Below are 10,835 nucleotides of genomic sequence, written 5' to 3'. Positions count from 1 at the left end.
AGTATGGAGTTAGTAGGTTTATCGCCGTCGAAAACTTTGAAAGGTGCGAGTTCTACAATTTCCCTGGCCTTTTTCCCTGCGGCCTTAAGCTCTGCTTCAACTTCCGATCTTTTTTTGCCATTCATAAGCGCCTCAGTTTGAGCAAAGAAATTGGAAAGCAGTAATTGGTGATGATTGCCGATTGGATTGTGACTTTGAGCAGGTGCGATAAAATCACATGGAATTAATTTAGTGCCCTGATGGATAAGCTGGTAGAATGCATGTTGTCCGTTGGTGCCCGGCTCACCCCAAATAACCGGCCCGGTTTGATAATCGATAGCGTCCCCATCGCGGTCGGTCGATTTACCATTACTTTCCATATCGCCCTGTTGAAAGTATGCTGCAAAGCGATGCATATATTGGTCGTAAGGCAAAATTGCCTGGCTTTGTGCGTTAAAAAAATTTGTGTACCAGATACCAAGCAGGGCAAGTGTTACGGGTATGTTTTCTTTGAAGTCGGTATTTCGGAAATGTTTATCCGTTTCATGTGCGCCTGCAAGCAGCTGCTTAAAGTTGTCGAATCCAATCGCGCAAGCAATACTCAATCCAATTGCGCTCCATAGAGAATACCTGCCGCCAACCCAGTCCCAGAACTCAAACATGTTTTCGGTGTCGATACCAAATTCAGATACACCCGCTTCATTGGTAGATATGGCGACAAAATGTTTAGCTACATATTGTTTTGAGCCGCCAATGTTCAGGAACCAATCGCGTGCCGAATAGGCGTTGGCCATCGTTTCCTGGGTAGTGAAGGTTTTGGAGGCGATCATGAAAAGGGTGGTTTCAGGATCAACTTTCTTTAGTGTTTCAGCAATGTGCGAACCATCCACATTAGAAACAAAATGCAGCTGCAGGTGATTACTGTAGGGCTTAAGAGCTTCCGTAACCATTACCGGCCCCAGATCTGAACCACCAATACCAATGTTCACAATATGTTCGATAGACTTCCCGCTATACCCTTTCCACTCACCGCTGATTACTTTCGCTGAAAATTTTTCCACTTTATCAAGAACGCGATGGATGTCGGCTAATACGTCTTTACCTTCCAGTAAAAAGCCGCTTCTTTCCGGATTTCTCAGGGCCGTATGCAACACCGCCCTGTCTTCCGTCTCATTTATCTTCTCACCAGAAAACATAGCCTCAATAGCTTCCTTCAAACCACTTTCCTGTGCCAGTTCGACAAGCAGTTTATGAGTTTCCTCATTTATGTGGTTCTTAGAGTAGTCAAGCAGTATATCACCAAAACCTATAGAAAATTTATCAAATCTGGCTTCATCACGAAAAAGATCTTGCAAATGGTGCTTTTTGATTTGATCGTAATGCAGAGCTAATGCTTTGAAGGCGTGCAAGGAGGTAAAATTTTGACGTGGAAGCATAGGTGGAGATGTTATTCTGGTTTAATTAATTGTAAAATTAGATTTATATGCATTAATTTGACTTTATCCTTACCAAAAAAGAATAAATAATGAAGAAATTATTAACCATTTTACTGATGGGCTGCTGCATTCCACTATTTGCGCAGACAAAAGCCGATGATGTGAAGTCTTTCACCTTGAAGAACGGTATGAAATTCCTCGTGCTTGAAGATAGTTCTATTCCTAATGCGAATATGTATTTATTTTACAAAGTCGGCTCCAGGAACGAATATCCTGGCATAACCGGTTTATCACACTTCTTCGAACATATGATGTTTAATGGCGCTAAGAAGTACGGGCCCAAGATGTTCGACCAGACAATGGAGTTTAATGGGGGGGCCAATAATGCATATACCACTCAAAACGTAACAGTTTATACTAACTGGTTTCCAGTAAGTGCGATGGAAACTATTTTTGATCTTGAAGGCGATCGTATCTCCAGTTTGAGCATCGACCCAAAAATGGTTGAAAGCGAACGGGGAGTAGTTCTTTCAGAAAGAAGCACATCACTAGAAAATTCCCCCTGGAGCATGCTCGGCGATGCGGTAAATGCTACTGCATTTCAGGAACATCCATATCATTGGACAGTGATCGGATATGAAAGCGATATCAAAAACTGGACAAAGGAAGATCTTGAGAAATATTTCAAGACATATTATGCTCCAAATAATTGTGTAGTAGTTGTTTCTGGAAACGTCAAAGTTGATCAGGTTAAAGTGCTGGCTGAGAAATACCTTGCCAATATACCCAAAGGGCCAGATCCTCAACCCGTACACCTTATAGAACCCCCGCAAACAGGCGAACGCCGCGTGACTGTTCAGAAAGATGTACCGACTCCTTACATGATGATTGGATATCACACTCCTGAAGCAAAACATAAGGATTATTATGCGCTGAGTATCTTGAGCTCCATTCTAAGCAACGGAAATTCATCCCGCCTTTACTCAGCACTGGTAGATAAAAAACAATTGGCAACAACCGTATTCACTGATTTTAGCGAAAGTTTTGATCCAAATCTCTTCCTGTTTTATATGCAAAGTGCAAAGGATGTTAAGGATGCTGATCTTGAAAAAGCAGTATACGAAGAGATTGAAAAGGTTAAGAAGGATGGAATAACTGCGCAGGAATTGCAGAAGATCAAAAATCAGAAATTAATGGAGTTTTATTCCCAGCTGGAAACGATTAATGGTAAATCAAATAATATCGGGACTTATGAGGTATTTTTTGGTGATTACCGCAAAATGTTTGACGCGCCCGCAGAATACTCCAAAGTAACAGCGGACGATGTTAAACGCGTAGCAAATGAGTATTTCAAGAAATCCAATCGTACTGTAGGCATATTAAAAACTAACGTTGAGGATTAAAGCGATGAATAGAATTACGAACTATATACTTTCAACAATAGCGCTGATCATAACCGCTCTCCCGTCGAGCGCGCAAATTAAACAGGCTCCGTTTAAGGTTCCAGCTTACGAGAAGTTTACCTTATCGAATGGCTTGACAGTTTACCTGATGGAACAGCATGAAGTTCCGGTGATCAGCGTTTCAGCAATACTTCCTGCAGGTGCAATCTACGATGGATCTAGCTCCGGCCTTGCTTCACTCACTGCCTCCGGCCTTCAGTATGGCACGAAAAGTTACTCTAAAACTAAAATTGAAGAAGAACTGGATTTCATTGGCGCCAGTTTGAATACTTTTGCCAGCAAAGAATCAGCGGGTTTATCTTCTAAATTTGCTTCAAAAGATGCCGGTAAAGTTCTGCCTATTCTGAAAGAAGTCTTGATAGATCCGATTTTCGATAAGGATGAATTTGAGAAAGAGAGAAAAAGAGTCCTGACCAGCCTTGACCAGGCAAAGCAAAGCCCGCGAAATGTAATCGCCTCGTACTGGGATAAATTTGTTTATGGAGATCACGTATATGGTAATCCCTTAACAGGAAGTCCTGCAACGGTCGGTAAATTTACTGTTGAAGATCTTAAGAATTTCTATTCATCAAATTATTCGCCAAAAGGTGCGGCAATTGCTATAGCAGGCGATTTCAATAGCAAAGAAATGCGGACGCGCATTGAGTCTTTGTTTGGAGCCTGGAAAAATAACGGTACGGCACAAGCAAATCTCGCTGCGCAGAATGTTCCCGCAATTCCTTCAGCAAGAATATTGCTTGTAAATAAAGAAGATGCACGCGAAACAACTTTCCTAATCGGCGGCTTGGGTATCCGTAGGGATAACCCCGACTTTGTGGCTATTGATGTAGTAAACACGGTGTTTGGAGGTCGCTTTACTTCCTGGCTAAATGATGAGCTTCGTGTGAATTCTGGGCTGACTTACGGCGCGAATAGCCGCTTCACTCCGTTAAAGAACTCCGGGACTTTTGCTATTTCCACATTTACAGCTAATAAAACTACTGAAGCGACCATTGATAAAGCGCTACAGGTGCTGGACAGCCTTCACAAAAAAGGATTTAGTGATAAAACCCTTGCTTCCGCTAAGAATTATGTGAAAGGTCAATTCCCTCCACGATATGAGACAGCCGGACAGCTTGCCGGCTTATTAACTCAGATGTTCTGGTATGGATTTGATGAGTCCTTTATTAATAATTTCGAGAAAAATGTAGATGGGCTCACTGCCGCGAAGTCTAAGGAGATCATTAACAAATATTTCCCGAAAGATAAATTACAGTTTGTAGTAATCGGAAAATCAGAGGAAATTAAGAAGATTACTGAAAAGTATGGACCTGTGGTGACTAAGGAAATTAAGGCGGACGGGTTTTGAGATATAAGTTGTAGGTTGTAAGTTATAGGTTATAAGTTTGGTGGGCGTACTTGTTAATATTTAATTTTTTAGAATAAGGAAAACTCCTGCTATCAGCAAAAATGCTCCTGCTAGCCGCATCATATTGAATGAATGCTGAATAAATCCGAGGTAGCCGAAATGATCTAAAAAGAGAGCAAAAAGTATCTGCCCGGCTACGATCAGACCTGTTGTATTTGCTGCTCCGATACGCGGAGCGATAATAATTACCCCGCTTACATATAATGCACCAATTAGCCCACCAGTCCATTTATGCCAGGCGATACCGCTCAGATTCGACAGTCCATTCAGGCTTTCCCTTTGAAAAAATAAGATATATAGTAGAAGGGCAAAGCTTCCCACTAAAAAGGAAACCAATGCAGCGATGACAGGGTTTCCCACAACGATTCTCAGCTGAGCGTTCACACCGGCTTGTGTAGCTATGGCAAGTCCTGCTAAAATCGCGAGGATGTAATAGACGTAATTGTTCATACTTTCAGATTTAGGTCAAATGTAACCAAAGTCTGTCAGATGAAAATTCTGTCAGAGATGCAAATTTTTATATTTTTGCATCATGACCAAAGAAAACATTACGGATTTAAGAGACAGAATAACGTCTCTGAGGAGGCATCTTTGACATCGACAAGAAGCTAGATGATCTTAAGAACGAGCAGGACATAGCACTCCGGCCGGATTTCTGGGACGACCCAAAAGAGGCTGAGAAAGCCCTTCATTCTATAAATACCAAAAAGAAGTGGACCGATGAATTCCAGGGAGCTGAAACTTCTGTGGATGACGCAACAGTTATGCTCGATTTTTTCCAGTCGGGAGACGCTACAGAGGCCGATCTTAAAGAGCAATACGAACTCACTTTACAAAAGGTTGAAGATTTGGAGTTTAAAAATATGCTTAGCTCCGAAGAGGATCAGTTGAACGCTGTTATGCAAATTACAGCCGGTGCGGGCGGAACAGAAAGCTGCGACTGGGCGGCGATGCTTTTGCGCATGTATGTAATGTGGGGTGAAAAACATGGATTCAAGGTGAGCGAGCAGGATTATCAGGAGGGGGATGTTGCGGGTATAAAAACAGTGACAATTCAGCTCGAAGGAAATTTTGCATATGGCTACCTTAAAGGGGAGAATGGGGTACACCGCCTGGTGAGAATTTCACCTTTCGATTCTAATGCCAAACGACACACTTCATTCGCTTCGGTTTATGTTTATCCATTGGTCGATGATACGATAGAAATAGATGTAAACCCATCTGATATCGACTTTGAGACTTTTCGTTCGGGTGGAGCCGGCGGGCAAAACGTAAATAAGGTTGAAACTGCGGTAAGGTTATACCACAAACCTTCCGGTATTATTATCAAAAACCAGGAATCCCGATCTCAACTGCAGAACAAAGAAAATGCGATCCGTTTATTAAAATCGCAGCTCTACGAAGTGGAGATGCGTAAGCGCAGGGAGGCCTCTGCAAGTATCGAGGGAAACAAGAAAAAGATTGAGTGGGGATCCCAGATCCGAAACTATGTTCTTCACCCATATAAACTCGTAAAAGATCTCAGAACCAACCATGAAACATCAAATGCGCAGGCAGTTTTGGATGGTGATTTGGATGAGTTTTTAAAGTCCTATTTGATGGAATTTTAAGGAAGACCAAGGAGCAAGGAACAAAGTGTAAGGACCGAGCCGTGATATTAGGTACGTTTTGTCCTTGATCTTTGTTCTATGTTCCTTTGTCTATTTTGGTTCAGGGAACATCGCTAGTAACTCCTCAAGTTCCCCCACCTTCTCAACTGCAGAGAGCTTTTCATAAGCGCTTATCAAATTCCTGAGCACTCGCTGTATGATATCCACATTTGTACAGGGCTCATAAAAATGCTCGTTTTGATTTAAGTTTAATTGCTTTAGGAATGCATCTACGTCTTTGCGGCCAAAAATAAAACCTTTGTTAAAGGCATTAATGTAAAAAAGGATTCTGTCTTCAAACAAATCACCCGAAACCATAATGCTCTCAGCCGGAGTTTCATCTACATAGGCAAGAATAAAATGCTGAGGGAGATTAACGCCATAAATAGGAATATCCAATTTTTGTGCAATTATCGAATAAAGTATAGCAAGCAGGATCTGATTACCTTTCCGGGTTTCAAGCACCTGGCTTAAATAAGAATTCTGCGGATCCTGGTGATTAGTGGTATTACCTGTGAACCCATTAGCACCATAAAGTACATGATTGATAAGCTTGACCTTTTCCACGGGGGTCATGTCGTAGATCAACTGCATCCAGATCTCACGCTTAATATCTTCCAGCTGGTTTATTATTTTTTGTTCATCAAGATCAGGGTATTGATACTTATTGATGATAAGTATTCCTTGCAAAAGGTCGAACGAGCCGCCTATATACCATAGTTCCAGTTCCTTTTTAATATTATGAAACTGGATCTTATGAACAAGGTTTTCTATTCGCTCTTGTAAAATCGAGTCCAGCGATTGTCCCCAGGCATTCTCCAGATGCAGAATTACCTCATTTCCATAAGACAATAGCTTTTCCTCAACGTGATTCGCTATTTCCAGATCCGGATCATCAAGTAATTTTATCAGCGATTCTACTTCCTTTTCATTCATGTTGTACGCAAAATTACGAAAAATGCGGTGGAGCCGACTTCTCCTCCCTATCTTTGCAAGCTATGATAAATCTGCGGCTAGCAGTCGACTATATTAAGCATCGGTTAAGATCAAAAACCCGTCATGGGGTGCATTCGCCCTTTGCCTACCGCCTGATTGATAAAGTTATTTACGATTTTCATGCCAAACCTCAATATGATAAAATTGAATCCTTGAGAGAGGTGCTGCTACGCGACGAGCGTAATATCAATATCACTGACCTTGGGGCAGGTTCGCACGTCAACAATAATAGACAAAAGCAAGTTAAAACCTTAGCAAAGAACGCTTTAAAGCCCGCGAAACTTGCACAACTCATTCATCGGCTAGCTGCCGATACCAAACCGGATAATATTGTCGAACTGGGGACCTGTTTAGGGTTAACTACCGCTTACCTAGCCACTGCGGCGCCTGAAGCACAGGTAATAAGCATTGAAGGCTGCCCGGAAACTGCTGCAATTGCAGAAGAAAATCTGTCGAGTCTTGGAATCACCAATTCCGGAATATTGGTCGGTAACTTCGACAAACTATTGCCCGGTGTCATTTCCGTTCTTCCTCACCTCGATTTCATCTTCATTGATGGTAATCACCGCAAGGATGCCACGCTCAACTATTTCCGTTGGTGTCTGCCAAAACTAGGCGAAAAGTCTATTATGATATTCGACGACATCTACTGGAGTCAAGGAATGAAAGAAGCCTGGAACGAGATCAAAGCCCATCCTGACGTTACCGTTACGATTGACCTGTTTTGGATTGGACTGGTGTTTGTCAGGAAGGGGCAGGCGAAGGAAGACTTTCGGATTAGATATTAATTGAGAATTGAAAATGGAGAATTTGACAGCGTTCATTCCCCTTTCTCAATTACTTAACATAAGCTTGTCCGTACAAAGCTCTTCCACTCTTCGTTCCTAAATGTTTTTCATTCTCGACAACTAATTCGCCGTTCACAATCACATATTTAAACCCTTTCGAATAGGCATGTGGCTGCTGAAAAGTTGACAAATCCTGAACCTCGGCTTCGCTGAATATTACAATATCTGCAGCAAAGTTCGGGAGAATATGGCCGCGGTCGTTTAGACCAAACTTTTGAGCCGGAAGCGACGTCATTCTCCGTATAGCATCTTCCAGTGATATAACTTTTTCGTCACGCACATATTTCCCCAGAACCCGGGCATTAGTTCCATAACCACGTGGGTGAGGCATTCCCTGACCGAAAACGCGGATTCCGGCATCGGCTGCGAACATGCTGAATGGATATTTCATTATGTGTTTCACATCATCTTCATTCATGCTGTTATAAACCATCTGTGCACCGCCAGCAAGAACCATATCCATGATCGTTTCGGCTTCATTTTTTGCATTAGATTTCTTCCCCAAAAGTTTATTTATCTGAGAGATGTTCTTACCGTTATACGTTGAGTCTGGCGCGTAACTGGCCACAACTGCATACGAGTAATTAGGGAACGCGTAATCTTTAAGCTGCTGAAGCATTTCTTTTTTGATCTTCGAGCGTGTTTCCGGATCTGTTAATCTAACTTTCATGGAGTCGTCTCCACCCTGAAATGTCCAGTCCGGGAGACGTACACCGAGGTTGGTGCTGCTCGCAGTATACGGATACTGATCGATCGTTACTTCCCATCCGTCTTCGCGGGCCTTTTTAATGAGCCCCAGCGTAATGTTCGATTTACCCCAATTTGATTTTCCTCCAACCTTGAAATGGGAGATTTGAACAGGAATATTAGCTTCTTTGCCGATATTTATCGCCTCGTTTATCGCCTCAACCGCATTATTCTCCTCATCCCGGATGTGAGAGGCATACACTCCGTTGTATCTCGCAGCAGCCTTTGCAAGGCTTACTACCTCTTCAGTTTTTGCAAAGGTTCCGGGAATATAGATAAGGCCAGTAGAAAGGCCTACAGCTCCATTTCTCATAGCTTTTGCCACCAGTTCATCCATCTGTTTTTGCTCATCAGCACTCGGGGCACGGTTAGCACGTTGCAGAACCTGTGCACGAACTGTATTATGCCCGATCAGGGAAGCAATATTGATGGAGGGACGAATGCTATCCACCAAACGCAAATATCCGCTGATGTTCTCTTCTGATCCCCCGCAATTTCCGGTAATAACAGTTGTAACACCGTCGAGGATATAATTATCTGCTGTAGGAGTTCCAACCACACCTTTTTCAATATGACCATGAACGTCGATGAACCCGGGCGCTAGTATTAATCCCTTCGCATCAATAGTTTTAGCGGCTCTGAGTTCACCTAGATTGCCAACTCTGAGAATCTTGCCGTCTTTTATAGCCACATCTCCATAAAACCACGAATTCCCCGAACCGTCCAGTACTTTTCCATTACGAATAATCAGGTCTGCAATCGGCAAGGCAGTTTGAGCCGAAGAGCTAAGAGCAATTGCCAAAAAAGCCAGGCATACTAAGATTTTTTTCATTTTAAGATATATTTCTAATCGACGTGAAGCTCCCGGGTTTGCCCCGAACTTCACACTCCCAAAGATATTATTTACTGTTTCAAAATATCAAGGCATCTACTAAAAACCTCGTAAACCTATGCCTCCAGTTCAGACCTCCGACCTCAGTCCTCAGACCTCCGACCTCCGACCTCAGACTTCCGACCTCCGACCTCAGACTTCACTCCTCCAACGCCCCATAAACCAAGGCCCTAAACTTCTCAATCACTTCATTATGAGTTCTGGCCTGCATCTGGCGATAAATAAGTAGAACCATTTTCTCTTTTGGATCTACCCAGTAAGATGTTCCAAAAGCCCCGCCCCATCCATAAGTCCCGGCCTGAGCAGGAGTACGGCCACTACTTTTGTCTGTTACGATCTGGAAACCCAATCCAAACTTATCATCGTTGCCCATATTCACGTCACCAACCTGGTTGACAGTCATCATTCTGACAGTATTTTTTGCAAGGAGCCGTTTACCGTTGTATTCTCCATCGTTAAGTAACATTTGCAGGAATATAGCATAGTCATACATTGTAGAGCTCAAACCGGCACCCCCTGAAAAATATGTTGTTTTTTCCAAAGGATAGTTAGGTGTTACAGGTCCGTTAAGCATTTGTACAGTGGCCTTTTCTAAAATTCCACCTTGTTTTTCAGTGTAAAGATTTACCAGTCTGTTTGCTTTAGACTGAGGAACTGTGAAATAAGTATCTTTCATTCCAAGCGGTTCGAAAATTCTTATACGAAAGAATTCGTCCAGACTTACTCCTGAGATTATTTCCACTAAAGCTCCCAGCAGGTCGGTATTTAACCCGTAAGTGAATCTCTCACCAGGCTGATGCATAAGCGGCAATTTTCCAAGGGTTGTCATTGCATCTTTAAGATTTGCATCCTTCATACCGATTCCTGCGGTAAGATTACTTTTCGCGTAAATGGCGGTTGCTTCCTTTGACCCAATCTGGGCATATCCAATTCCGGAAGTGTGGGTGAGCAGATCTTTTATAGTTACTTCCCGCTTTGCAGGCTCGGCAGTATAACTTGTATCTGCCGGGTTAAACTTAGTCATTACCGATTGACCCTTAAATGAGGGTATGTACAATGAAACTGGGTCGCTCAATAATAATTTGCCCTCTTCAAAAAGCATCATGATGGCCACACTTGTGATCGCTTTACTTTGAGACGCAATTCTGAAAATGCCGTCTTTTGGCAGTGGTGCTTTGGTATTTAAGTCATCATATCCAGCGGCTTTATAATAAGCCATTTTCCCGTTTCGGATAATAAGTGCCGAAGCTCCATTTAAATAACCCTTGTTTACCCAATCGTTCATTGCCACGTCAATCCGTTTCAACCGCTCAGAGGAAAACCCCGCCGCTTCCGGAGTAGATGCAGTAATTATTTGCCCGAAAGCACTAAGCGCTCCTGCAACTACAAATAATATTGATAGTAAATTCCTTTTCAT

General features: G+C 42.6%; 9 protein-coding genes. 4 read left to right on the top strand and 5 right to left on the bottom strand.

The window, feature by feature from the left end; translation table 11 throughout:
• Positions 1-1,415 (bottom strand): glucose-6-phosphate isomerase (gene pgi, locus ACLL8Z_RS02030; RefSeq protein WP_411273084.1); only part of this gene is annotated, 1,415 nt, incomplete at its 3' end.
• An 89-nt stretch (positions 1,416-1,504) separates the two neighbouring features.
• On the opposite strand from pgi, the gene ACLL8Z_RS02025 reads away from it, so the two are divergent.
• Complete coding sequence (locus ACLL8Z_RS02025) at positions 1,505-2,818, top strand: M16 family metallopeptidase (protein ID WP_411273083.1); 1,314 nt, start codon at positions 1,505-1,507, stop codon at positions 2,816-2,818.
• A 4-nt stretch (positions 2,819-2,822) separates the two neighbouring features.
• The gene (locus ACLL8Z_RS02020) at positions 2,823-4,226 is read left to right on the top strand and encodes a M16 family metallopeptidase (protein WP_411273082.1); all 1,404 of its coding nucleotides are present in this window, start codon (positions 2,823-2,825) and stop codon (positions 4,224-4,226) included.
• Between the two features lie 60 nt (positions 4,227-4,286).
• Here the strand turns inward: ACLL8Z_RS02020 and ACLL8Z_RS02015 are convergent, their stop codons facing one another.
• Positions 4,287-4,736: a DMT family transporter gene (locus ACLL8Z_RS02015; RefSeq protein ID WP_411273081.1), complete on the bottom strand. Its 450-nt coding sequence runs from the start codon at positions 4,734-4,736 to the stop codon at positions 4,287-4,289.
• Between the two features lie 82 nt (positions 4,737-4,818).
• Between ACLL8Z_RS02015 and prfB the strand changes: the two genes are divergently transcribed.
• Positions 4,819-5,896, top strand: a protein-coding gene (gene prfB / locus ACLL8Z_RS02010) for a peptide chain release factor 2 (protein WP_411273080.1) whose coding sequence is annotated in 2 segments (ribosomal slippage) — positions 4,819-4,878 and positions 4,880-5,896 — 1,077 coding nt in all. Because the reading frame shifts where the segments join, the coding sequence is not laid out codon by codon here.
• Positions 5,897-5,986: 90 nt separating this feature from the next.
• Here prfB and ACLL8Z_RS02005 read toward each other — a convergent pair.
• Positions 5,987-6,871 carry a transglutaminase-like domain-containing protein gene (locus tag ACLL8Z_RS02005; RefSeq protein WP_411273079.1) on the bottom strand — a complete coding sequence of 295 codons (885 nt, stop codon included), beginning with the start codon at positions 6,869-6,871 and terminating at the stop codon, positions 5,987-5,989.
• 62 nt (positions 6,872-6,933) lie between these two features.
• Here ACLL8Z_RS02005 and ACLL8Z_RS02000 point away from each other — a divergent pair, with 62 nt between their 5' ends.
• On the top strand, positions 6,934-7,719 hold the full coding sequence (locus ACLL8Z_RS02000) for an O-methyltransferase (RefSeq protein ID WP_411273078.1): 786 nt from the start codon (positions 6,934-6,936) through the stop codon (positions 7,717-7,719).
• 49 nt (positions 7,720-7,768) lie between these two features.
• Here ACLL8Z_RS02000 and ACLL8Z_RS01995 read toward each other — a convergent pair whose 3' ends face one another.
• A complete protein-coding gene (locus ACLL8Z_RS01995) occupies positions 7,769-9,358 on the bottom strand; it encodes an N-acyl-D-amino-acid deacylase family protein (RefSeq protein WP_411273077.1) in 1,590 nt (529 codons plus the stop codon).
• Between the two features lie 199 nt (positions 9,359-9,557).
• Entirely contained in the window at positions 9,558-10,835 is a 1,278-nt protein-coding gene (locus tag ACLL8Z_RS01990; protein WP_411273076.1) for a serine hydrolase domain-containing protein, read from the bottom strand.

Source organism: Daejeonella sp. (assembly GCF_046590655.1).
Taxonomy (GTDB): Bacteria; Bacteroidota; Bacteroidia; order Sphingobacteriales; family Sphingobacteriaceae; genus Daejeonella.
Note: the sequence above shows the minus strand (reverse complement) of the source record. Positions and strands in the feature narration are given on the sequence as shown.

Bases quoted from the DNA above. Each gene is read 5' to 3' on its own strand.
- ACLL8Z_RS02015 (WP_411273081.1), bottom strand. From the start codon at position 4,736: ATGAACAATTACGTCTATTACATCCTCGCGATTTTAGCAGGACTTGCC.
- ACLL8Z_RS01995 (WP_411273077.1), bottom strand. From the start codon at position 9,358: ATGAAAAAAATCTTAGTATGCCTGGCTTTTTTGGCAATTGCTCTTAGC.
- ACLL8Z_RS02005 (WP_411273079.1), bottom strand. From the start codon at position 6,871: ATGAATGAAAAGGAAGTAGAATCGCTGATAAAATTACTTGATGATCCG.
- ACLL8Z_RS02025 (WP_411273083.1), top strand. From the start codon at position 1,505: ATGAAGAAATTATTAACCATTTTACTGATGGGCTGCTGCATTCCACTA.
- ACLL8Z_RS02000 (WP_411273078.1), top strand. From the start codon at position 6,934: ATGATAAATCTGCGGCTAGCAGTCGACTATATTAAGCATCGGTTAAGA.
- ACLL8Z_RS02020 (WP_411273082.1), top strand. From the start codon at position 2,823: ATGAATAGAATTACGAACTATATACTTTCAACAATAGCGCTGATCATA.
- ACLL8Z_RS01990 (WP_411273076.1), bottom strand. From the start codon at position 10,835: ATGAAAAGGAATTTACTATCAATATTATTTGTAGTTGCAGGAGCGCTT.